Annotated in this window: 12 protein-coding genes, 1 pseudogene and 2 riboswitches; of the genes and pseudogenes, 2 read left to right on the top strand and 11 right to left on the bottom strand. The window is 69.5% G+C overall.

Features of this window, described 5'->3' with window-relative positions:
• Positions 1-164: 164 nt before the first annotated feature.
• The 5 genes from B7G54_RS02385 to B7G54_RS02365 form a co-directional block, all read right to left on the bottom strand.
• Positions 165-4,430 (bottom strand): DUF4132 domain-containing protein, encoded by a 4,266-nt coding sequence (locus B7G54_RS02385; RefSeq protein ID WP_085037580.1) that lies wholly within the window; start codon positions 4,428-4,430, stop codon positions 165-167.
• Positions 4,431-4,598: 168 nt separating this feature from the next.
• Positions 4,599-6,833 carry an SWIM zinc finger family protein gene (locus B7G54_RS02380; protein ID WP_341866370.1) on the bottom strand — a complete coding sequence of 745 codons (2,235 nt, stop codon included), beginning with the start codon at positions 6,831-6,833 and terminating at the stop codon, positions 4,599-4,601.
• Positions 6,834-6,841: 8 nt separating this feature from the next.
• The gene (locus B7G54_RS02375) at positions 6,842-7,966 is read right to left on the bottom strand and encodes a vWA domain-containing protein (RefSeq protein ID WP_085037578.1); all 1,125 of its coding nucleotides are present in this window, start codon (positions 7,964-7,966) and stop codon (positions 6,842-6,844) included.
• A 100-nt stretch (positions 7,967-8,066) separates the two neighbouring features.
• Complete coding sequence (locus tag B7G54_RS02370) at positions 8,067-10,553, bottom strand: DUF5682 family protein (RefSeq protein ID WP_085037577.1); 2,487 nt, start codon at positions 10,551-10,553, stop codon at positions 8,067-8,069.
• 144 nt (positions 10,554-10,697) lie between these two features.
• Positions 10,698-11,804, bottom strand: coding sequence for an ATP-binding protein (locus B7G54_RS02365; RefSeq protein ID WP_085037576.1), 1,107 nt, complete (start codon positions 11,802-11,804; stop codon positions 10,698-10,700).
• A gap of 347 nt (positions 11,805-12,151) precedes the next feature.
• Between B7G54_RS02365 and B7G54_RS02355 the strand changes: the two are divergent.
• Positions 12,152-12,349 (top strand): annotated as a pseudogene (locus tag B7G54_RS02355) (VOC family protein); the annotation flags it as partial.
• A 683-nt stretch (positions 12,350-13,032) separates the two neighbouring features.
• Here B7G54_RS02355 and B7G54_RS02345 read toward each other — a convergent pair.
• The 6 genes from B7G54_RS02345 to B7G54_RS02320 all read right to left on the bottom strand — a co-directional run bounded on the left by B7G54_RS02345 (position 13,033) and on the right by B7G54_RS02320 (position 22,023).
• Positions 13,033-13,941, bottom strand: coding sequence for an ABC transporter ATP-binding protein (locus B7G54_RS02345; RefSeq protein WP_085037574.1), 909 nt, complete (start codon positions 13,939-13,941; stop codon positions 13,033-13,035).
• A gap of 45 nt (positions 13,942-13,986) precedes the next feature.
• A complete protein-coding gene (locus tag B7G54_RS02340; protein WP_085037573.1) occupies positions 13,987-14,961 on the bottom strand; it encodes an ABC transporter permease in 975 nt (324 codons plus the stop codon).
• Positions 14,962-15,025: 64 nt separating this feature from the next.
• Complete coding sequence (gene atzF / locus B7G54_RS02335; protein ID WP_085037572.1) at positions 15,026-16,933, bottom strand: allophanate hydrolase; 1,908 nt, start codon at positions 16,931-16,933, stop codon at positions 15,026-15,028.
• Positions 16,930-20,520: an urea carboxylase gene (gene uca / locus B7G54_RS02330; protein ID WP_085037571.1), complete on the bottom strand. Its 3,591-nt coding sequence runs from the start codon at positions 20,518-20,520 to the stop codon at positions 16,930-16,932. The genes atzF and uca overlap by 4 nt, the downstream gene beginning before the upstream one ends.
• A 79-nt stretch (positions 20,521-20,599) precedes the next feature.
• Positions 20,600-21,256: an urea amidolyase associated protein UAAP2 gene (locus tag B7G54_RS02325; protein ID WP_085037570.1), complete on the bottom strand. Its 657-nt coding sequence runs from the start codon at positions 21,254-21,256 to the stop codon at positions 20,600-20,602.
• An 11-nt stretch (positions 21,257-21,267) separates the two neighbouring features.
• Positions 21,268-22,023: an urea amidolyase associated protein UAAP1 gene (locus B7G54_RS02320; protein WP_085037569.1), complete on the bottom strand. Its 756-nt coding sequence runs from the start codon at positions 22,021-22,023 to the stop codon at positions 21,268-21,270.
• A 57-nt stretch (positions 22,024-22,080) separates the two neighbouring features.
• Positions 22,081-22,214: riboswitch (guanidine-I (ykkC/yxkD leader) on the bottom strand.
• 432 nt (positions 22,215-22,646) lie between these two features.
• A riboswitch (guanidine-I (ykkC/yxkD leader) is annotated at positions 22,647-22,768 on the top strand.
• Positions 22,769-22,904: 136 nt separating this feature from the next.
• Between B7G54_RS02320 and B7G54_RS02310 the strand changes: the two genes are divergently transcribed.
• Positions 22,905-23,927, top strand: a complete 1,023-nt coding sequence (locus B7G54_RS02310; RefSeq protein ID WP_085037567.1) for an ABC transporter substrate-binding protein — start codon at positions 22,905-22,907, stop codon at positions 23,925-23,927.
• The last annotated feature ends 2 nt before the right edge of the window (positions 23,928-23,929 follow it).

Here is a 23,929-nt window from a genome sequence, read left to right as displayed (position 1 = left end):
CCTCGCATGACCCGCGCCGAGCCTACCGTCGCGCCGCAGCTCGCCTGTGGCGCCAGGCCCTTGGCTTGGCGCGTGTGGAGTCCGGGCTTCCGGCCTACGGACGACCAACAGCCCGTATGCCGGCGCAACGCCACAAACGCCCCTCCCCACCCGCCCGTCAAGCGTTACTCGCGCATCCCTTCCAGATCGCGGATCAACTCGCTCGCCGAAATCTCGTCGAGCGTCGACAACGAGTCAGCCTCGCGAATGCTGCCCCAGTTCGACGGCGAACCGGCTTGCAACGCACCGAGCTCCTGATCCGGATACATGTCGACGGCCCCGACGATGATCCCCGGGTCAAGCGACAGCTCGATCGCCTTGCCCGCGCCGAGCGGCTTCGTGAAATACCAGATGCAACCGCCATCCTCCACCTGGCCGCGGCGCCAGCCCTTGTTGACGAGCCCGAGCACGCGGCCGGTCGGTACCTTGACGCCCTTCCAGCGTTCGAGCAGCCGCCCCTTGCGCTCATCATCGGTCAGCCGGTACACGTCGCGGCCGAGCTGTGCGAACGGCTGCAGCAGTTCGTAGTCGGCGAACACCTGCCCGAACGCGGCGGCATCGGCCGGCGCGATTTCCAGCGCATGCGGCACGCCGATGCGGATCGTCGCGCCTTCCGGCAACGTGAACGCATCGTCGTCGGCCGTGGCCGCGGTGCCGTCTTCCGCCACGCGGAAGCAGGCCTTCAGCGCGCCGCCGAAGTTGCCGCCGTCATCGACTTCGTACACCCCCCAGACGAGACGCTGAACCAGGTGGCGCACCAGCGGATGCTCGGCGAGAAACGCGCGAAACACCTCGGGCGTCCAGCGGCGGCGGCCGCACATCGCGACCTCGAGCCGCGCGAGCTGCTGGCTCGCGATGGTGCGCGCGTCCTTCTTCAGCAGCTTGAAGCGCTCGACTGCCTCCTTGCCCTTCACCGGATCGTCGGTCTTTTTCGGCTTCGGCAGGTCCGCGAGCCGCGCGCCCGCCACGCCGTCGGCGCCGGTCTCGCGCACATACGGCTTGAGCGTCTCGTCGAAGCCGACCCGGAACGCGCGCGGACCGAAGTCGAGCAGCATCGTGCCCTGCGCGTCGAGCCCGAGATCCGGCGCGAGACGATCTTCCAGTTCCTCGGGCGACAGCCCACGCGCTTCCGCGATCGCATCGATCTTCTCGCGCGCGCGGTCCTGCAACGCGCGGAACTTGACCTTCTGCGCAATGCCGTTGAGCAGCATCAGCGCGACGTCACTGCCGATCGAGGCCAGCACGTCGAGGCCGGTCGCCGCGCGTGCATGCGCCGATTCGCCGGGCCACGTGCGGATCAGCGGCGTCAGCTTGCGTGCGGTGTCGTCGTTGCCGAACAAGCCCTGCGCGGTGAGCGCCCAGCCTTCCTTGCCAGGCGCGCCGGCGTCGAGCCATGCGTTGAAGCAATCCCACGAGAAGTCGGCCAGCGACTCCGCCGTGCATGCGTCCTTCACGATGTCGATGCCGCCGTAGATCCCTTCACTGGTAGGGAACGTCAGCATCTGGCCGAGATATTCGAGCGCGTCGTCAGGCAATGCCTTCCCGTTCTTCAGCACCGGCCGGCGCCAGCCGCGCGGCTGCCAGAATTCGGGCAGCTTGCTGCGCTTGGTCGGGAAACGGTCGAGCGGGCTTTCCTCGAGCACCGCGCGCACCGCTTGCGGCACCGCGGCGTCGGCATAGCGCGCGGCGACGTCCATCAGCAACGCCTCGTGACCGTTCGCCTGCAGCAAACGCAGCGCGGTGCCAGCGCAGTCGCGCGCTTCGCCCGGCTTGCCGAGCGACGGCGCGATCAGGCCGCAGGCCGCATGCTCGGGGAACTTCAGCAGCCACGCACGGCCGTCGTCGCGCAACGTCTTCAGCTTCGCGAACGCGCGGGCCGCGATCGGCGCGCATTCGATGGCGCCGTAGTTCAGCGCGTATCCGAAATTCTCCGTCGGCTTGTTGCGCACGGTTGCGATGAGGCCGGGCAACGCGGGCAAGCCAAAGGTCGCCATCAGCATGTTGACGCCGGCCGTGCTGTAATCGCCCGCCACCGCGTTCCAGATATCGACCGCCACCGCCGCCGGCAGCAGCGTCAGGTACTCGGCGCGCAGCGAGTACCAGAAGTACCGCTCGCGCTTGCGCGCGTCGATCATCGCGCGCCACGCGGCGACGAAGGCCGGCGCGTCGCCTTGCCGGATCGCCTTCGCCGCGGCCTCGCCGAGCGGCCCGTAGTACTTCTTGCTCGCGTCGAAGCCGAGGCCGGCGACCAGCGTCAACGTGTCCTTCGCCGCCTCGGCGAGTCGCGTCACCTCCCACTGGCCAGGTGTTTTCGCCTGGTTGCGCTTCGCTTCGTCCCAACATTCGATCGCCGCCAGTTCGAGCGGCTCCAGCGTCAGCACAGTGGTCTTTTTCTGCCGCACGGCAAGCCACGGCGGCGCCGCCAGCACGGCCGGCAATTCGTCCGGCGACGCGACCTCGGCTGGGCCGGCCAGCACCGCGAGCAGCTTGTCGATCACCGCCTGTGCCGGCGCGTCGAGCCACGGCCGCAGCCCGTCGACGTGCGCCGTATGCGCGCGCAGCAGGCGCGTCAGGCTCGGCGTCAGCAGCCCGGCATCCTTGCCGCCAGCGGCCACGAGCCGCGACAGCGCGACCATGCCCGCCACCGGCCAGCGATCGAGCGACAGCGACAGGCGCGCGAGCGCGCCCTTTGAACCACTTGCGACCTTGGCCAGCGCGGCCACCGCGTCGGGCGTGCCGATCGCGGCGAGCGCATCGCCCGCCGCATCGTCGGCGGCGCCGCGCTCGAGCACGTCGAACGCCGCCGTGCCACGCTCGCGCAGTGCGGTTGCGACCATCCGCGACATCCCCCAGAACGAATGGCCGTAGCTGTCCGGCCGGATTTTCGCGGCGACGGCGATCGCGTCGGGATCGGTCGCGGTCAGCAGCATCCAGTGCAGCGTCTCGGGCACGTCGCGCTCGGCGCCCAGCCGGCGCACCAGTGCATTCGACAAGTGCGGCGCATCGGGCAACAGCAGTGCGGGGATGGGCTGGCGGGTCGGGTGCAGCGTCGGCAACGCGGCCTCGCTCCTGTCGACGCAGGCCTGCCAGTCCGCCTCGCTCGCTGCGGCGAGATACTCGCGCAGCGCGGCCTCGCTGCCGACGATCGGCCCGCGCCAGCTACCGCGCACCGGGCCGTCGACATTCGTCGTGAAACGATGGACGCGGCGCTGGGCCTGACGGTCGTAGTCGGCGTGCACCTGGATTTTCAATGCATCGAGCAGCACGTCGATCGTGCCCGTCAAGCCGTATTGCGCGACCAGGTAATCGACGACCGGGCGGCCGATCGTGGTCTCGCCGTGATAGTCGCCCACGGTCATCGCCAGCGCGAACAGCGCGGCGTCGGCTTCCGCATCGGCCACCGGCCCGGCGAGCGGCGTACGTGCGGCCAGCCGGTCGAGCATCCGCTGGACGGCCGGGCGCAGCGCCGCATCGGTCGCGCCGATGTCGATCGAGTAACCGTCCTTGCCTTCGATCTTCAGCCACGCGGCACGCACATCGAGCACCCTCACCTCGACGGGAAAGCGGCGGGACGCATAGGCGTCGCGCTGCATCTGCGGCGACAGGCGCACGGGGTCGCCATTTGCCAGCCACGGCGGTGCGCCGTTATCGGCGACCGCGGGTGCCGCAGGCGCCGGTGCGGCGGCAGCCTCGGCCGCTACCCACTCGCCGAGCGCCACAGCCGCCGCCTGCGCGTGCTCATGCACGGTGGCCGACGCTCCCCAGCCGACCAGCAGCCGGCGCGACTTCAGCAGGTCGAACGCCATCGAGGCGCCCTGGTCGGCTACGTTGTAGCGGCGCTTGATCACGGCGACCGTCAGCGCCTCGCCGGGCTGCATGTCGCCGTTCGCGATCTGTGCGCGTACGGTCTCGAAGACACGCTCGCACTGGGCATCGAAACTTTCGGCCGCGACGGGCGGCATGGGCGCGGGGGCGAACGTGGAAGTGGCCGTCGAAGACGGCGTCGATGCGGCCGGCTGGGCCGATGGCACGGGCGGCGCACCATTCGCCGCCGTCACCGCCGCGGGTTGCGTGCTCGCCGCCGAGTCTGCCTCTCCCGACGCCTCCGGCACCGCGGACGCGGTTGCCGACGGCGCGGCGGCCGGCGGCTTCGCGGCGGCCGCGCCGATGCTGGCGCCGGCTGTCACCGCAACTTCCGCATAGCCCTTGCCGGTCTTCTCCTTGACGAGCTTGTCGAGCGCTGCGCGTGCCTTCGCATCGTCCGCGAACGCCTTCGTCTGGCTCTGGCCCGCGGTGCCGATGCGGCCCCAGCGGATATTGAGCCCGGAGCCGTCCTGCTCCACTTCCCAGAACTTGCTGGAATTGCCTTCGATCAGTTCAAAACGACGCATCCGTTCCCTCTCACTCGGATCGACGACGCAGCACGATGCCGCGCCTGCATGCCGCGGCCGCCAGGCAGCCACGACGCCCTCTCGTTCATTCATCCCGCGATCCGTGCAACCTGCACGACGATGCGCGGTGTCGGGCGCTGCCTGCTCGCCCGGTCGACGGTCATGCCGTCATTGCTCGACGATGCCCAGCAGCAGCAACGTCAGCGAACCCAGTTGCGCCAGAATCGACGCCGATTGCGCGGCACGCAGGCCGTCGGTCAGCGCGCGCAGCAGCCGGCCTGCGTGAGCAAGGCCGGCCCGCTCCAGCCGCGCGGCCTGCGCCAACGCTCGCTCGACCGCACCGCCGCCCTGATGGCGCACGCCCTGCCGCAGCCACTCGGCCAGCAGCGCCAGCGTGTCCTCCGCGAGCGCGACCCGTGCGGACAACGGCTCGCGCCCGCCGCCCAGCGGCAGCGGATGCGGTGCCGCCGCCTCGGTTTGCAGCACGACGGCGCGCTGCTCGGTCAGCACGGCCAGCGGCCGCATCACGGCCGTGCCCGCATGCAGGCGCACGGTGCCCGCCAGCGCGCGCAACGCTCCCCATTCGCCGGACAGCGCACGCGCCAGCGCATCGACCGCGCCGGGCGCCACGGCGCGATGCGGCAGCGCGAGGTGCAGCGCATCGTCGCCGCCCGCGCCGGTTGCCTGGGCTTCGCCCTGCGCGAGCCGCGCGTGCAGCACCTGCGCGGCCGCATTCCAATAGACCGACCGCACGGTCATCGGCTCGAACGCGACGACGTGCAGCGACCCGGCCGCGCCGGCCGCTGCGCCATTCGCCGCCTGTCTCGGCCGCACGAAATCGGGCAGCGCGTCACGCAGGTGCGCGACGAGCGCCGCGATGCCCGGCTGGCGGATCGGCGCAGCGAGATCGTCCCAGGATTTCGGTGACAGCGGCAGCACGCCCGTCTGCCGTACGCCGGCCGCGATGTCGACCGCACCGTTCGCGCGGCGCTTTGCGGTTTTCGTGACGACCTGCCCGGCCGCGATCTGCCGCAACGGAAAACCCGCGACCCGGCGGCCGGCCAGATCCGGTGCCCGGGCGCCGGCCGCGGCGTCGGCGGCTCGCGGCCAGTTTCGCGTCAGCACCATCACGGTCTGCGTGTCGGGATCGGCAAACAGCACGCTCGCGCCCTCTTCCGCCTCGTCGGCCCACAGCTCGACACCGAGCGACACCAGCCGCAGATGATCGAGTTCGACCTCGCCCTTCACGCCGATGCCGAGCATCTGCCGGGCCGGCACCGCGGCACCATCGCGCTGCGTCGCGGCGGACATCGCCGCGCGCAGGCGCGCCCACAGTTCGGCCAGCACGCGCACGAGCCGCAGCGGCTCGAAACGGCTGCTGCGCGCATGCTGCGCGTGCACGAGCTGCCAGGCTTCGTCGAGCGCGTCGTCGACCCACTGCCAGCCGCGCTCCCGCAAACGGCCGCGCAACGACTCCACGCGCGCGGCCAGCGCGATCGGCGGCTGGCTCGAGCCGTCCCGCCACAGCGCGTGCACCAGCTTGTCGAGGTCGGCGATCAACGCGTGCGCTGCGTCGTCGCGCAAGGGCGACCGGTCGTCGTCGCTCTCGTCTCCGTCGCCGGCCGGCGGGCGCACCTCGACGATCGTCTCCGATGCGCCGTCGGCCGGAGCGCCGGCCTGGCGAAACGCCCAGACGGCCACCACGATGTGCGCGCAGCCGCTGCCCTGCCGGCAATCGCAGCGCGCATGCGCGAGCGAGCGTCGCGAGAAGAACCGCACGGTGCACATCGGCAATCGTGCAACCGGCGACGCCTGCCCACCTGTCGACGGCTGCACGGCCACGACGGGACGTGAAGCCGCCATGCGCGCGGCCTGTTCGAGCACCGACGGCGCGAAGCTCGCCTCCAGCGCGGCATCGTCGAAATCGGCGGGACTCCATGCGCGATCAGCGGACGACGTGCCGTTCGTGTCGTTATCCTGCGGCGCATCGTCCGGGCCGTCGCGCGTTTCGTCGCTCGCCGCATCCTGCCGGTTGCGGGCCGCTTCGTCGCGCGTATCGGCCTGCCCCGTCTTGCCGTCTCCACTTGCACGCACATCGGCCGAATCAGCCGCATCGACCGCTTCGTTCGCCTGCACGCTCGCCTGATAGGCCAGCACCAGCATCACGCGATGCCGGCACATGCCGCTCGCGGTGCAACTGCACGCCGCATCGCGCAAGGTGCGGCCCGGCGGCAGGCTGGTCCGCACGCCGTCGTCGAACGACGCGTGCACCGTTCCGTCGCCGTCGACAGCCAGTGCCGGCACCGCGCCGGCCGCGACATCCTTCTGTGCCCGCTTGACGAACCCGGCGTTGGCGAGCGCGGTCAGCGCCTCCGGCGTCAGTTCGAGCAGATCGTCACGCATCGTCGCACTCATCCCTGCACCTTCTCGGCGAGCCACGCGGCCAGTTGCCCGGGCGTCATCGCGCCGACTTGCGCACCGGCGTTCACGAGCCGCGCCGCCATCTCGCGGTCGTACGCGGGCTCGGCCGCCGAATCGAGCGCGGCCAGCCCGAGCACGCGCGCGCCGCTCTCGGCCAGTGCCTTCACGCGACGCACGAGTTCGTAACCGCTGCCGCCCTCGTAGAAGTCGCTGACGAGCACGACGATCGTACGAGCGGGATTCGCGACGCAGGATTGCGCATACGCGACGGCCTTCGCGATGTCCGTGCCGCCGCCGAGCTGGACCTTCATCAGCAGCTCGACCGGGTCGGATACGTCGGCGCTCAGGTCGACCACCGACGTATCGAATGCCACGAGCCGCGTGCGCATGCCCGGCAATTGCCACAGGCACGCGGCCATCACCGCGCTGTGGATCACCGAGTCGACCATCGATCCGCTCTGGTCGATGAGCAGCACGATGTCCCACGGCTCGACCTGTCGACGCGTGCGACTGTTGAACACCGGCCTGTCGAGATACAGCTTGCGCCGCTCGGGATGCCAGTGGCGCAGGTTCGCGGCCAGCGTGCGCGCGTAGTCGAAATTGCGCGCGATCTTCATCCGGGAGCGCCGGCGCCGGTCGCGCGTGCCGCTGAAGGCTTGCCGCACCTCGGTCGCCAGCCGCTCCATGATGCGCCGGACCACTTCGGCAACCAGCCGCCGCGCAGCCGCCAGCACCTCGGGATTCATCAGGTGCTTCGTGTGCAGCACGGCGCGCAGCAGCGATTCGGACGGCTCGATCCGCTCCAGCACATCGAGGTTCGTGACGACTTCGTCGATGCCGAAGCGCTCGACCGCATCACGTTCGAGCCGGTCGATCACCTCTTTGGGAAACAGCGTGTGAATCGTGTTGATCCAGTCCGGCGTGCTCAGCGCGGACGGCCCGAGGCCGGCACCGCGCTCGCCACGCTTCGCGCGGTCGTCGTCGCGACCGTACAGCCATTCGAGTGCCGCGTCGGCGGCCTGCGCGTCGGCGCCCGGCGTGCCGCACGCGGCTTCGGCCGGTTCGCCGAGCAGCAGGCGCCAGCGTTCGAGCGGACCGGGGATATTCAGCGGCATGGCAGGACTCGTGGAAACCATGCCGCTCCGTGCCGTGACGGCGCGACATCGTGGTGAAGGAAGAAGAAGCTGCGCGCATGGCGGCCCGACGATCGACGCGTCACGACGCCTCCGGATCGGGTGTGAGCCCCCAGCGCCGCAAGCGGCCGAGCACCTGCGCCTCGATGCGTGCAGCGTGCGCGGCCTCCTCGGGCGATGCATCGTTCGCATGCCGCTCCGTCAGCACGCGTCGCGACAGGTGCGTCGCCTGGTGCAGCGCGAGCACCTGGTCCGCGAGCCGCCCGCGCTCCTGCGGCGGCAACCACGCGAACGCGCCGCGCAGCCCCGGCAGCGCGAGCACGAAATCGGCGTCGTCGAGCGCGCGCACGGTCGCATCCATGCCCGCGACGAAGGCCGGCTCGCTCGCCAATGTCTCGCGCGCCAGCGCAAGCAATCCACCGAGCGCATCGCCGAGCGCGGCCGCCGGCATTGCTTGCAGCAGCGCCATCGCATCGTCGATGCCGGCAACGGGTTGGCCGTCGCCGGTGCTCGCATGGGCGGCGAGGGCAAGCAGTGCCCCAAGCGCCGCACCGCGACTCGCCGGTGCCGCCGTCGCATCAGCCGCCTTGCGCCGCCAGACGGCCAACGCCCGCAACGGTTCGACCGTGAGCGGCGTGTGAGCATCACCGTCGGCGGCGGCCAGCACATCGGCCACGATCCGGCGCAGCGCGACGTGCCCCTGCACATGCGTGTCGAGATCCGCCGGCGCCAGCGCGGCGGCCGGCTCCAGCAACCATAGCGCGCGGTCGAAACCGGCCTCGACGACGATCCGCAACACCGGCGCGTCGTTCATGCCGAGCAGATGGCCATGACGCAGCAGCGTATACAGGTTGCCGAGCGCCGGTGCGAGCCACTCGAAGCGCTGCTCGCGCGCAACCGCATCACGCAGCGTATCCAGCAACTTATCGCTCAGTGCCGCCAGTCCGGCCCACGCGGCGCGGTTCAGGCCATCCGCGAGTGGCGCGATGCGGCCGCCGGCCTGGCGCAATTCATCCTCGAGCCGCGCGCGTGCCGCGTCGGACAGCGTCGCGCCCCACGCGCCGGCTTCGATCAGCGCCGCCTGCTGCTCGAGCGGCTCGCCGAGCTGCCAGACCTCGTCGCGCTCGCCCGACATCGCAAGCTGTGCGCCCCGGCGGCGCACGATGCCTGGCACGCGCAGCAGTGCCAGCCGGTGCAGCACGCGGCTGCGCGCACGGCCTTCGTCGGTCAGCAGGTCGAGCGTCAGCGTGCCGCGCAGCACGATACCGAGTGCGCCCAGTTCCTCGCGCACCGCGGCGACGAGCGGCGGTTGCGGCGTGCCGGGCGCGAGTTCGCCCGCCACGTCGCCGGCCAGTGCATCCATCGCCTCGACCAGCACCGGATCAGTGCCGGCCCGCAGCGGCCCGCGATAGGTCCATGGCAGCGGCGCGTCGAGCGCATCCTTCACCAGCGCGCCGGCCAGCGCATCGAGCCAGTCGCTGCGCAACGGCCGCACGTGGCCGCGCAGACGTGCCAGCCCTTCGGCCCGCACGTGCACGGCGATCAGGTCCGCCGTCGATACCGGCAGCTTGCGCGCGCGCAGCCGCTGCATCACGTTCTCGAGCACGCGCCGTGCGGCCTCTTCGGCACCGTGCGCCCAGACCCACTGGTAATAGGCCGGCGAAGGCATGCCCGACGCGTAGCCCGCGAACGCGTCGAGGCGCTTGAACGTGTAAGGCACGAGATAGGAGCCGTAGCGGACGCCGTGTGCAGCTCCGTCGGCGGTATTCGAATCCGTCTCGGGAACGCCGGCGTCGTTCGCCTGTTCGTCGAGCACGGTGCCGGTACCGCCGTCGTTCGAGCCCGGTTCGGGAGTATCCGGCAACGCGGCCGGCAGCGTGTGCCAGAGTCTCGCCAGCGCCGGCGCGTGATAGCCGCCACAGACGACCAGCACGTCGTCCGCCTGCCCGCCGGCTTCGGCGACCGCCCACGCGATCCAGCGCGCCATCATCCGTTCGCGCGCCTGGTTGCCGAGCGAGCCCGGATCGCCGCCGCGCAGGTGCGAGAAGTAGGTCGACAGCCGCAGTGCGAGTTCGTCCAGCGCATCGGGCGTATCGCCGACGTCCTCGAACAGGTGGTCCCAGAGCGCATCGCGGCCCTGCACGGCAAGCGTGTCTGCCAGCGCGCGCTCGTATGCGTCGGCGCGTGCCTCGTGTTCGGCGTCCGCGACATCGGCATAGCGGTTCTCCAGCCGCGAGAACGCTGCATGCCACGCGGGCAGGTCGATGAAGCGAACCGTCGCGCCGACTTCGCGCCCCGCCTGCAAGGCCTGCCATTCCGGCGAATGCTCGGCGAACGGGGTCCACGAGCCGTAGTGCGCAGCATCGCCGGACAGATAGCTGTAGATCGCGATCGGCAGGCGGTGCGGACGATACAGTTCGTCGAGCCGGTCGTTGAAATCGGCCGGCCCTTCGATCAGCACGTAGCGCGGCCGCCGCGCACGGATGCGCTCGGCCACCAGCCGCGCGCAGGCGGGGCTGTGATGCCGGATGCCGACGATGTGAGGTGTGTTGGGCGTGTCGGTCTGCATGCGGCGCCCGTCAGCCGACGTCGATGCCTGCGACGCCGCCGATGGCGCCCGACCTGCCCTTGTCGCCGTGCGCGCAGGGCGCGGCGGGCGCAACACGTCTCGGCCCCGGCATGTCGCCGTGAACAGTCGCGTTCATGTTGCGCGTCACGGCAGACGGTGGCGTGCCGCGTAGTACGCGCGCCAGTGCGCCCCTTCGCGCCGTGCGGCCTTCTGTTCGAAGTAGCGGCGCAGCTTCGCGCGATCGTCGGCGTTGTCCTTGACGACCGTGCCGGCGATGCAATCGACCAGATCCTGCGGCGATCCTTCGCGCTGCTCGAGAAACCATGCGCGCACCCCGACCGCATGCGCGACGTTCACGGCTTCGGCGGTCGACATCACCGCCGTCAGCCGATCCATCGCGCCGTCGCTGCCCGTCGCGTCGCCGGCCCCGCCGCGCAGATCCCGAAACGTGGTGACCAGCAGCTCAAGCACCGGCTGCGGCACCGCCGCCGGAATGCCGCTGCCGGCCAGCAGGCGCGCGCTGGCTTCGCGCACGAGCGCGAGCTCGCTGTCGAAGTCGAGAATCGGAAACACGGTTTCAAAATCGAAGCGCCGCTTGAGCGCCGCGCTCATCTCGTTCACGCCACGGTCGCGCGTGTTCGCGGTCGCGATGATGTTGAAGCCCTCGCGCGCATACAGCATCTCGTGTTCGCCGTGCAGTTCGGGCACCGCCATCACACGGTCCGACAGCATGCCGAGCAGGCAGTCCTGCACCTCCAGCGGCGCACGCGTGATTTCCTCGAAGCGCACGATCCGGCCGTCGTGCATGCCCTGGTACAGCGGTGCGGGCACGAGCGCGCGCGGGCTCGGCCCTTCGTTGATCAGCAACGCGTAGTTCCAGCCGTACTTGATCTGGTCTTCGGTGATCGATGCGCCGCCCTGGATCGTCAGCGTCGACGTACCGCTGATCGCAGCCGCCAGCAGCTCGGACAGCATCGATTTCGCGGTGCCCGGCTCGCCGACCAGCATCAGCCCGCGGCCGGTGGCGAGCGTGACGAGCATGCGCTCGATGCTCGCGATCGGCGCGACGATCTTCGGCGAGATGCCGAGCGAACGATCCCCGGCAATGAATGCACGGGCGGCCGTGAGGCTCAGTTGCCAGCCCGGCGGACGTGGTTGGGCGCCATCCTGCGCCTTCAGCTCGGCGAGCTGATCGGCATACAGGACTTCAGCGGGCGGACGCTGCAATGCATGCGGTTGAGACGGAGCCATGTCTGCTTCTTCTTGTCTTGTATTCGCGTTCGGGCCCGAAGGCCCTCGGAGCGCGAATTATATCGCCGCGCGCGAGGTCACGATCCGTCGATGTCGGTTTTTGTCATCTCGTGGTCAGATTGCGAGAGCGGGCGCTGATTCGCGATGGGCCGGGCGTCGTACCCGCCGTTTCCGATCCGGAACCAACCTTGCCGCGAGCGTGTGCTGCCGATCGGCGCAGGACCCATCGCGAACCGGCTCGACGCCGATCCGCTGCGCGTTCACGGGGCTGTCGCCGAAACAGTACCGGCAACGCGCGACCGCGAGCGGCTTTCGCGTTCCGCGCTGAACCGCCTGTCGACGACGCCGACGCCGACGCGACGATCGCCGCCGCGGTCGCGGCCGGCGCGCAGCTGACGCGCGCGATCCACGACCCGTTCTACGGCGAGCGTTCCGGCAAGATTCGCGACCCGTTCGGTTACGATTGGCTGATCGGGCATACGATCGAAGCGATCGAACCTGATGAAATGCAGCGGCGTTACACGGCGCTGCTGTCCGGCGATCAGCAGAAAACCCGAACGGCGCGCCGCGCGCACCGGTCGATCACCCCGACACCGGCGATGCACTATCACCCCGACGACCTCCACCGGCTCTACCTGAGCGTACCGACGCTGCTCCTGAACCGTCCGGCACCGGCCGAACGGTTTCTCGCCGCCGCCGTCGAGACCGGCGCCGAACTCGGGCATGTGCTGCGCGACTACCCGCAGGTCCGCTACCAGCCGCTCGACTTCCACTACCTGTGCCAGCAAAGCCTGTCCGTGCTGGACGATGCGTTGCTGGCCGACCTCACGCGCGGCATGCTCCACGGATGGCGCGGCGCGCAGTGGGCCGCGCTGTTGATCGCGTTATCGGGCGACGCACACCATCTGCCGCATCTCGACGAAGTCAGGCGCCACCGCGGTGTCGCGTGGACGGCCGAGCTTGCCGACGCCGCCGTGCGCCCGGAAGCTTCATCCGCCGGTGTTCGCTGCTGCCGGCTGATCGTCGACCTCCGGAATCAGCTCGCATCGCTGCCGCGCGTCGCCGTGCGCCTGCGCAAGCCACCGCCGCCGGAAATCGTCGCGGCCACGGCAGCGGCCGTCCGGGCTGCGTATCGCCGTGGCGATGTCGCGACGGCGCTCGCGATCGCCCGCAGCTAGACGCGTGTCGACCGCCCGAGTGTCGACCGCCCGACGGTGTTCGTCACGGCTTACTCGACGTTGTCCGACACATCCGTCATGCGGATCATGTGCGGCCTCACGCCGTCGTCCATCGCCACTGCCTCCTTCGGATGGATCAGCGCCTCGAGCCGCGCCTTCGTCGCGATGAACTCGGGTGTATTGACCTGCGAATAGTCCCGCGGGCGTGGCACGGGCACCTCGATCAGTTCCTGCACCGCGCCCGGATTCGCCTTCAGCACGAGAATCCGGTCCGCCAGAAAGATCGCCTCGTCGAGATCGTGCGTGATGAACAGGATCGTCACGTCGATATTGCGCCAGATGTCGAGCAGATGCGTCTGCATTCTCGCCCGTGTCTGCGCGTCGAGCGCGCCGAACGGCTCGTCCATCAGCAGGATGCGCGGACGGTTCGCGAGCGCGCGGGCAATCGCCACGCGCTGCTTCATCCCGCCCGACAACTGGTGCGGATACACGTCCGCGAAACGCGTCAGCCCGACGAGATCGAGCCACTGCAGCGCTTCGCGCTCGGCTTCGCCGCTGCTGCTGCCGTTCATCCGAAGACCGAACATCACGTTCTTCTTCACGGTGAGCCACGGAAACAGCGTATAGCCCTGGAACACCATCCCGCGATCGGCACCCGGCCCCTGCACGGGCTTGCCGTCGAGCAGCACCTCGCCGCTCGTCTGCGCATCGAGCCCTGCCAGGATGCGGATCAGGGTCGACTTGCCGCAGCCGGACGGGCCGATCACGCACACGAATTCGCGCCGATAGGTGCGGAAACTGATGTCGTCGAGTGCAACGCACTCGCCCTGCGGCGACGGGAAGCGCTTGCCCACATGACGCACGTCGAGTATCACGTCGCGGGTTTTCAGTCGCGCGAAGCGCTCGCGCACCGCGTCGGACTGAATCAGGTAATCGGGAACGGCTTGCGGGTTCTGCATGATGGCCTCTGCGGGAATCGGTCGATGGGTGGGCGTCAACGGGCGTCACGCTTTCAGCGTGCGATCCCACGGAAACAGCCTGCGGCCAAGCAGCCCGAGCACGATGTCGGTGCCGAGGCCGATGATCCCGATCATCAGGATCGCCGCATACACGTTGTCGAAATGCTGGTAGCGCGCCTGCTGGCTGATGTACCACGTGATGCCCGAGCTCGTGCCGACGAGTTCGGCGACGATCAGGTAGGTCCAGGCCCAGCCGAGCAGGATCCGCTGGTCGCGATACAGGTCCGGCAGCACGCCGGGGATCACGACGTGCGTGAGCAGCTTCAGCTTCTTCGTGCCGAGTGTCATCGCGGCCTCGAACAGCCCGTATTCGAGCTTGCGCGTGGTGTTCGCGATGATCAGTACCTGCTGGAAGAGCGTCCCGATCACGATGATCGCGACCTTCGGCGCATCGTAGATGCCGAGGATCGCGACCATCAGCGCGCCGAACGCCGGTGCGGGCAGGTAGCGGAAGAACTCGAGGAACGGTTCCTGCAGCCGCGCGAGCACACTGAAGGTGCCGCAAACGATGCCGAGCGGCACGCCGATCGCCGACGAGATCACGAAGCCCCAGAAAATGATCCGGATGCTGTGCCACAGGCTCTCGTGCAGCCATACGCCGTCGCGGGATGCCGGCGGGGTCGTGAACGCCGTGTAGAACGCGCGCAGCACCTGGTGCGGCGCGGGCAGGTAGACCGGGTTCGCACGCACGCCTTCGGGCACGGCCGCGTGCGCCGTACGCGCATGCGCGAGTTCATCGTCGAAGACGTCGCGGTCGATCTGCATGCCTGACTGGAAATAGTCGACGCTACCCGGATTCGTGATGCGCATTTGCGGATGCCAGATGAACGGCACATAGCTGATCAGGCACCAGACGGCGAACGGCAGCAGGAAGGACGCCACGCCGAGTGTCCATTTGCCGCGTGTCGTCAGCTCGCGGCGCACGGCAAGCCATCCGGTCGTGTTGCGGGTCGTTGGCATGAAAATCTCCGTATCGTTTCAGATGCCGGTCGCGCGAATGCCGGGGCGCCGCGCGACCGGGCGTTCATTGCAATGCGCGGCTCGCGGCAGTTGCGCGGTAAGCGCGCCAGCCGCCGAAGTGCGTGATGTCCTGCGCGCCGTCGAGCGCCGCGCTTTCACACAGGAAACCCTGCACCCGAGCGCCGTCCGTGAGCGTCAGCGTGCCGATGCCGAGCGGGCCGGCAATACCGGCGACGAAGCTGCCGTACGCGCCGACCGGCATCTCCCAGATCTCGACTGCGATCGACGCACCGCCGTCCGGCACACGCACGAGGCCCGGCTTGGCGACGCCGCCGGATGCCGCCGCGGACAGCGCGTAGAGACGATAGGCGGGCGCCGTCGTCGTCGCGGCGACGAACCGCCCGCCTCGCTGCGTGAGCTGCCCGTTCAACGGTTCACCGCGCAGATGCGCGCCGACGACAGCCACCCGCACGACGCCGGCTGACACGCCGGGCGCCGGTGTCGTGGTTGCACACGCGTCGCCGGCGACGTCCGTCTGCGAACCGCCCTCCTCGCCTGCGCCCCTGCCGCGTTCACCTGCATCGCCCCACGCCTGCGCAAGATCGAGCAGCCGTGCGTCGTCGTGCGCACGCCCGACGAACGTGATGCCGAACGGCAACCCTGCATGCCGCCCGGTTTTGCAGAGGCCGGCGGGCACCGCGATCGCCGACAGGTCGAGCAGGTTGACGAAGTTCGTGTAGTAGCCGAAACGCGAATTGATGCCGATCGGGTCGGCTTCGAGTGCGTCGACGGTTGCGGTCGTCGCCGAAGTCGGCATGACGATCGCGTCCAGTCCGTCCCATGCGCGACCGGCCTCGATGCGCAACTTCGCAAGCGTGTCGAACGCGGCGAACGCATCGGCCGCGCTGAAGCGCGACGCGCCGCCGACGATTTCGCGGATCACCGGATGCAACGCATCGGGTTCCCGCGCGGCGAAGGCACCGATCGCGGCGAGCCGTTCGGCGACCCACGGGCCTTCGTAAAGCAGCCGCGCGGCAGCCAGGAACGCGCTGAAGTCGATTTCGACGATCCGCGCCCCGGTCGCGCGCAGGCGCTCGAGGGCGGCATGCCATGCCGCGCAATACGATTCGTCGCCGAAGAACTGAAGCTGATCGGCGCGCGGCGTGCCGAAGCGCAACTGCCCGAACGGTCGCGCCGGTTGCGCGCGGTGCCCGTCCGCGCCCCGCAGCGGCTGCCATGCGCGCCCGTACGGATCGCCATCGGTCACGCCGTGCGCGGCGGCGAACACCGCCCGCGCATCGGCCGGCGAATGCGCGAACACCGACACGCAATCGAGCGACCGGCAGGCCGGCACGACGCCGAGCGTGCTCAGCACGCCCTTGGTCGGCTTGAGCCCGACGAGCCCGTGGAATGCGGCGGGCACGCGCCCGGAACCGGCCGTGTCGGTCCCCAGCGAGAACGTCGCGACGCCGAGCGCCACGGCCACCGCCGACCCGGAACTCGAGCCGCCCGACGCATAACGCGGATCGAGCGCATTGCGGCACGCGCCATGAGGCGAGCGCTGGCCCGACAACCCGGTCGCGAACTGGTCCAGGTTGGTCTTGCCGATCGGGATCGCGCCGGCCGCGATCAGCCGCTCGACGACGGGCGCGCTGCGAGCCGGCGTATATGCATACGCCGGGCAGGCCGCCGTGGTCGGTATGCCGGCGAGGTCGATGTTGTCCTTGATCGCGAACGGCACGCCGTACAGCGGCAATGCCGCGCTGTCGCGCCCGGCCAATGCGTCGGCATAAGCCGTCATCTCGGCGTGCGTCAGCGGCCGGATCCACGCATGATGCGGATCGCCCGCGGCGAAATGCGCGGCGATCGCGTCGACGAGCGCGTGCGGCGTCAGGTCGCCCGCCGCATAGCGCGCACGCAGCGCCGCGATCGAGCGGACGCCGGGCAGGATCGAACGTTCCGTCGTACTCATGCGACCTCCTCGGCGGCGCCCGCCTTCATCACCATCAGCCGCTGGCCGGCCACCACCGCCGCGCCCGGCGCGCAATCGATCGTCTCGATCGTGCCGTCTTCCGTCGCCGTCACCGCGACCTCCATCTTCATCGACTCGACGATGGCGACGACCTGCCCCTCGGTCACGCGCTCGCCGGCTTCGACCAGCACCTTCCATACGCTGCCCGATACGTCCGCGGCAATCGCGCGCTGCGTATCGGCGAGCACGCCGGCTTCCCGCACGGCGTCCGCATCGCCTTGGGCTGTGTCGCCGACGTATTCGGCATGCCCGGCCACCCGCCACCGTTCGCGCTCCGCTTCGAACGCCGTTTGCTGCGATGTCTTGAACGCGGCGATCGAATCGGCCTCGTCCCGCAGGAAGCGGTTGTACGCGCCGAGATCGAACACCGACTCCTCGATCTTCAGCCCGGCGCGCCCCGCGACGAAATCCGCGCGCAGCCCCGCCAGCTCGGCCTCGCTGACTTCGTAGAAGCGAATCTCGTCGAAGAAGCGCAGCAGCCACGGCTTGCCGGCTTCGAACTCGCGCGTGGTTCGGTGACGGTTCCACATCTGGACGGTGCGGCCGACGAACTGATACCCGCCGGGCCCTTCCATCCCGTACACGCACAGATACGCGCCGCCGATGCCGACCGCGTTTTCCGGCGTCCAGGTGCGCGCGGGGTTGTACTTCGTGGTGACGAGGCGATGGCGCGGATCGATCGGTGTCGCGACCGGCGCACCGAGGTATACGTCGCCGAGCCCCATCACCAGATAGCGCGCGTCGAACACGATGCGCTTCACGTCGTCGATGCTGACCAGCCCGTTGATCCGGCGGATGAACTCGATATTGCTCGGGCACCACGGCGCATCGGGCCGCACCGACTGCATGTAGCGCTCGATCGCGACACGCGTCGACGGATCGTCCCACGACAGCGGCAGATGCACGATGCGGTTCGGCACGCGCATGTCGGCGACTTCCGGCAATTCGCGTTCGGCGGCCTGCAGATGCGCGAGCAGCGTGTCGAGCGGCAGTGTCCGCGCGTCGAACTGGACCTGCAGCGAACGGATTCCCGGGGTCAGGTCGAGCATGCCGGGCAGCCGGTGCGCGTCGAGCCAGCACATCAGCGCATGCACGCGAAAGCGCAGGTTCAGGTCGAGCACGAGCGGCCCGTATTCCACCAGGACGTTCCGGTCGCCCGAGCGCCGGTAGACGACGCCGATGCCGCCGCCGGCCGACGCGTCGCGATGCAGCACGCAATCGTCCGGCACGCCGCCCTGTGCCGAGGGCACGGCCGCCGTGGCGGCACGCCCGCTTGCGGCGCCGGTGCGCACGAACTGCACGGTATCGCCCGGCCGCAGTTGGCCGAGCTTCCACAACTCGTCGCGCACGACCGTCACCGGGCACACGAAGCCGCCGAGGCTCGGGCCGTCCGGGCCCAGGATCACCGGCATGTCGCCGGTGAAATCGACTGCGCCGATCGCATACGCGTTGTCGTGGATGTTCGACGGATGCAGGCCCGCCTCGCCGCCGTCCGTGCGTGCCCATTGCGGCTTCGGGCCGATCAGCCGGATGCCGGTCCGGCTCGAGTTGTAATGGACCGTCCACTGCGTGCCGTACAGCATCGCGATGTCGTCCGGCGTGAAGAAATCCGGCGCACCGTGCGGGCCGTCGAGCACGCCGAGCGTCCACGCGTGCGTCAGCGCGGGAATGTCCGCTGCGGCGAGCGTTGCGCCCGCGTCGCCGCGCCCGGCATCCGCATGCAGATGCAGCACGTCGCCCTTGCGCAGCGCGCGCCCTGCATGGCCGCCGAACTGGCCGAGCGTGAAGGTCGCCTTGCTGCCGAGATAGTCGGGCACCTGCAGCCCGCCTTTCACGGCCAGGCATGCGCGCACGCCGGCGCCCGTCACGCCGCCGAGCTTCAGTACCGCGCCTGGCCGCGCACGCAGCACCCGCCAGAACGGTGCGGGTTCACCATCGAGCGCTGCCGCGAGCGGTGCGCCGCCGAGCACGAAGAGCGTCTCGGCGTTGAAGCGCAGCGTCGCGCCGACCATCGTGAATTCGAGCCCGGCCGCGTCGCGCGCATTGCCGAGCAGCGTGTTCGCCAGCTCGAACGCGCGATCGTCCATCGGCCCGGACGGCGGCACGCCGACGTTCCAGTAGCCGACACGCCCGGGCGACTGCTGCACGGTGGTCTGCACGCCGCCGTCGAGCACGTCGATCGTGTGAGGCGCGAACGCGAAGCGCGACAGGAAGGCTGTCGTCGACGCGCCGCGCGCGAACGTGTCCGAGCCGGCAATCGCGCGCAGATAGTCGAGGTTGGTCTCGATTCCGTACAGTTCCGTGCGCGCCAGCGCGCCCCGCAACGCGGCCAGCGCGTCGCGGCGTGTATCGCCATGCACGATCAGCTTGGCGAGCAACGGATCGTAGTACGCGCTGATCTCGGTGCCCGCCTCGATCCATCCGTCGACGCGCACGTCGTCCGGAAACGCAACGTGCGTCAGCAGCCCCGCGCTCGGCAGGAACTGCTTGTGCGGATCCTCCGCATAGAGCCGCACCTGGATGCTCGCGCCACGCAGCGCAACGGCGAGCGTGGCGAGCGGCGGCAGGTCGCCCTCCGCCTGCAGGATCATCCATTCCACGAGATCGATGCCCGTCACCGCCTCGGTCACGCAATGCTCGACCTGCAGCCGCGTGTTCACCTCGAGGAAATAGAACCGGCGCGTGTTCGCGTCGAACACGAATTCGACCGTGCCGGCCGACGCATAGCCGACCGCGCGGGCAAGCCGCACCGCGCTCGCGTGCAATGCGGCGCGCTCTTCATCGGTCAGGCCCGGCGCGGGCGTTTCCTCGATCACCTTCTGGTTGCGCCGCTGCACCGAGCAATCGCGCTCGCCGAGCGCGATCGCGTCGCCACGGCCGTCGCCGAAGATCTGCACTTCGATGTGCCGCGCGTGATCGACGAATTTCTCGAGATACACGCCCGCATGCGCGAAGTTAGCGGTGCCGAGCCGCACGACCGATTCGAACGCGGCTTCGAGCTGTGCGGCGTCGCGGCATAAGGACATGCCGATCCCGCCGCCGCCCGCGGTGCTTTTCAGCATCACCGGATAGCCGATCGCATTGGCTTCGGCGCGTGCCGTCCGCACGTCGTCGAGCAGGCCCGTGCCCGGCAGCAGCGCGACGCCCTGCGCAGCGGCGAGTTCGCGCGCGGTGTGCTTGAGCCCGAACGCGCGCATCTGGTCGCCACGCGGGCCGATGAAGCGCAGGCCCGCGGCTTCGCAGGCGTCTGCGAAACCGGCATGCTCGGACAGGAAGCCGTAGCCGGGATGCACGGCTTGCGCGCCCGTCTCAAGTGCGGCGGCGAGGATCGCCTCGATGTTCAGATAGCTGTCCGCCGCCGGCGCGGGGCCGACCCGCACGGCTTCGTCGGCGAGCGTCACGTGACGCGCATCGCGGTCGGCGTCCGAGTAGATCGCGACCGACGCGATCCCGAGCCGCTTCAGCGTGCGGATCACGCGGCACGCGATTTCGCCGCGGTTCGCGACGAGGACTTTGTCGAATCTCATGTTGCCTCCCGCCGGGCAGCCCCGAGGCAGGTCACTGCTCTCCTGGGGGGCGGCGAACCATAGTGAGCGTGGGGGCAGTTCATTCCGCCTCCCAGATCGTGAGGCGCACGGGCGTCGGGTTGTAGCCGTTGCACGGATTGTTGAGCTGCGGACAGTTCGAGATCAGCACCGTGATGTCCATCTCCGCACGCATCTCGACGTACTTGCCCGGCGCGGAAATGCCGTCCTCGAAAGTCAGCCCGCCAAGCGGCGTGACGGGCACGTTCATGAAGAAGTTGACGTTGCCGACGAGGTCGCGCTTGGTGAGCCGCGCGCCCGCGCCGCACGTGCAGTGCGCGATCGCGTTGAGGAAGCTGTCGCGGCAGTTGTGCATGTAGCGCTTGTCGAGCGCATAGCGCACGGTGTTGCTCTCGGCCGCGCAGGCGCCGCCGAGCGTGTCGTGGCGGCCGCAGGTATCGGCGACGATCGTCGCCATCGGGTTACCCCGGCTCGACAGCAGCACGCTGCCCGCGCTCAGGTACAGGTTGCGCTGCGCGCGGATGGTGTCCTGCGCGCTGTAACGCTCGTCGGGGTCGTCGGAGCGGTAGAACAGCGTGTCGACGGCCTGGTTGCCCTCCAGGTCGAGGATGCGGAAGACTTGCCCGCGCTTCAGGTCGTGCAACCACGGCTCGCCCGCGTTCAGCGTGGTGTCGTGGATCGCGTCGCGTGGGTCGAGACGGCTTTCGATGATCGGCATGGCTCGGCTCCTTACGCAAACAGGCGATCGGTGTTGGTGAAGCCCCGCGTGTTCTCCGCACAGGCGCGGCGGCACGGGTCGTCTTCCGGTGCGGCGCCATCCGCCGGATACGCGCGGTACGCGATCAGCTTCACGGCCTTCGGCGCATAGTCCGGGCGGGGATCGAGCGGATGCGGCGCCGTCGAGAACGCCGCGAGCGTGTTCATTTCGAAGCGCAGGTCGACGGTGCTGCCGGCCGGCGAATGTCCGGCGACGAAATCGAGCGCGCCGTCGTCGCGCGTGTCGAGCTTGCTGAAGAAATTGACGTTCGCGACGAGGTCGCGCGCCGACAGCCCGTATTTCGCGAGTTCGAGCACGAGGCTGTCCCGGCCGTTGCGGATCATCGCGTTGCGATCGGCCTGGTACGACGTCGTGCCGTACTTGTGCGCAAACAGCCGCGCGTCGCCGACGCCGCCGAGCGGGTCGTGCCAGCCGAGCGTGTCGGCCGTGATCGACGCGATCACGCGCCCCATGTCGGTGTACAGCGCATGGCCGCGCGTGAGGTGCGCAGTGTGCTGCGCCTTCAGCGTGTCAGCCATGTTGTAGCGTTCGAGCGGGTCTTCCTGGCGATGAAACACGGCGGACAGGTTCGCGCCGCCGTCGACGTCGACGATGCGCAGCGCGAGACCGCGGCGCAGGATGCCGGACCAGTGGGTACCGGCTGGAATGAGCGTTTCCCACACGACGTGTGGCGGCGGGGCAAGGACGGCTTGGGGGCTCGGCGACATGGCGGCTCCGTGGTCGGTTGGACAAAAGGCGTGAGAGGGCGACCGAACGACATCGCGACCTCCCGGGCTTTTATCCCTCCGTGGAGCCTCGCCGTTTCCTCGAATCGAGGAGAAGACAAGACCGGATTGCTCTCGGACCAGCCATCGCACGGCGCGAACGCCGCACGACCGGAACCCTAGCGATCCTGAAGATGATGCAAATTGCTTCGCACCTCTCGGGCATCGACTAAGCGAGTTGCGTGCCAGCGTGTGCGGAATCACCGCGCCACGCGGCTTCCCGGCATGCGCGCGTTGACGGGCACTGCACCCGATACGGATGGCTGCCCTCGCGGCGAGCGTGCCGCGCACCACGCAAACGCGCTTGCGCACCGGCGCAGTGCGCACCGCGCCCGCCTGCACGGCACGATCGGCAATGGCATGGGCATTGCTCGATGCATGCACCTTCACTCGATACGCGACACCTCATGAACAAGCTCGACCTGCTCCGGCGCGCGCTGAGCGCGCTCTTCTCCGCCCGCTTCATCGAACTGCAGCGCCCATCGCGCCGCCGCTGAGCGGGCCCGCCGCGCGCCGTTGGCACGCTTCTCGCTCGACATGACGCCGAGAGGTGCGGCGGCGTCGCATCTTAGGGGTGCTAGGGTTCCGGTTCATCGAACGTCTGGTCCGAGAGCAGCCCGGCGCGGGTTCGTCCGATCGCGAGACCGGACACGCATGCGCTACACGGCGGGACAAAAGCCCGGGAGATTGGCGATGGCAACGGCCGTCGCGCCTCTCCGTGGCCGCTTCATTCGTTCCGCATCCGCAGGAACCGGCCACGCGGCCGGATCGTGCACGAGCACGGTCCGTATCGACGATCCGATCCCGGTCTCCTGGAGAAAACGATGACCCGTCCCGCCCCGGCGTTCCGCCGCCTGCTGTCCTTCCGTTCCGTCCGTCACGCATTGGGTGCCGCTGCCACGGCAGCCACGCTGCTGGCTGCGCCCGCCGCGCACGCGGCCGCGCCACTCAAGATCGGCTACAGCGACTGGCCCGGCTGGGTCGCGTTCCAGGTCGCGCTCGACAAGGGCTGGTTCAAGGAGGCCGGCGTCGATGTCGATTTCGAATGGTTCGATTATTCGGCATCGCTCGACGCGTTTTCCGCAGGCAAGCTCGACGCCGTCGCGGCGACGAACGGCGATGCGCTCGTGACGGGCGCGGCGGGCGCGAAGAACGTGATGATCCTGCTCACCGACTATTCCGCCGGCAACGACATGATCGTCGCCAAGCCGCCGCTGCGCAGCGTCGAGGCGCTGAAGGGCAAGAAGGTCGGCGTCGAACTCGGCCTCGTCGATCACCTGCTGCTCGAAACCGCGTTGCAGAAGCACGGACTGAAGGACGGCGACGTGACGCTCGTGAATGCGAAAACCAACGAGCTGCCGCAGGTGCTCGGCTCGTCGACCGACATCGCCGCGGTGGCCGCGTGGCAGCCGAACGCAGGCGAGGCGTTGAAGCGCGCACCGGGTGCACGCGCGATCTTCACGTCGGCGGATGCGCCGGGGCTGATCTACGACGCGATCACGGTCGCACCGGCGAGCCTCGCCGCGCGCCGTGCCGACTGGGCCAAGGTGATCAAGGTCTGGTATCGCTGCGTCGCATACATCAACGATTCGAAGACGCAGCCCGACGCGGTCAGGATCATGGCCGCACGCGTCGGGCTCGCGCCGGAGCAATACCTCCCGCTGCTGAAAGGCACGCACCTGCTCGATGAGGCGGCGGCGAAGCGTGCGTTCCGCAAGGGCGACGGGCTCGACTCGATCTATGGCTCGACGCGCAACGCGAATGCGTTCAACGTGCGCAACGCCGTGTACAAGCAGTCGCAGGACGTCGACGCGTATATCGATCCGCGCCTGGTCGCGCCGCATTGACG

Origin of the sequence: Burkholderia puraquae (assembly GCF_002099195.1) — a bacterium.
Lineage (GTDB): Bacteria > Pseudomonadota > Gammaproteobacteria > Burkholderiales > Burkholderiaceae > Burkholderia > Burkholderia puraquae.
Note: the sequence above shows the minus strand (reverse complement) of the source record. Positions and strands in the feature narration are given on the sequence as shown.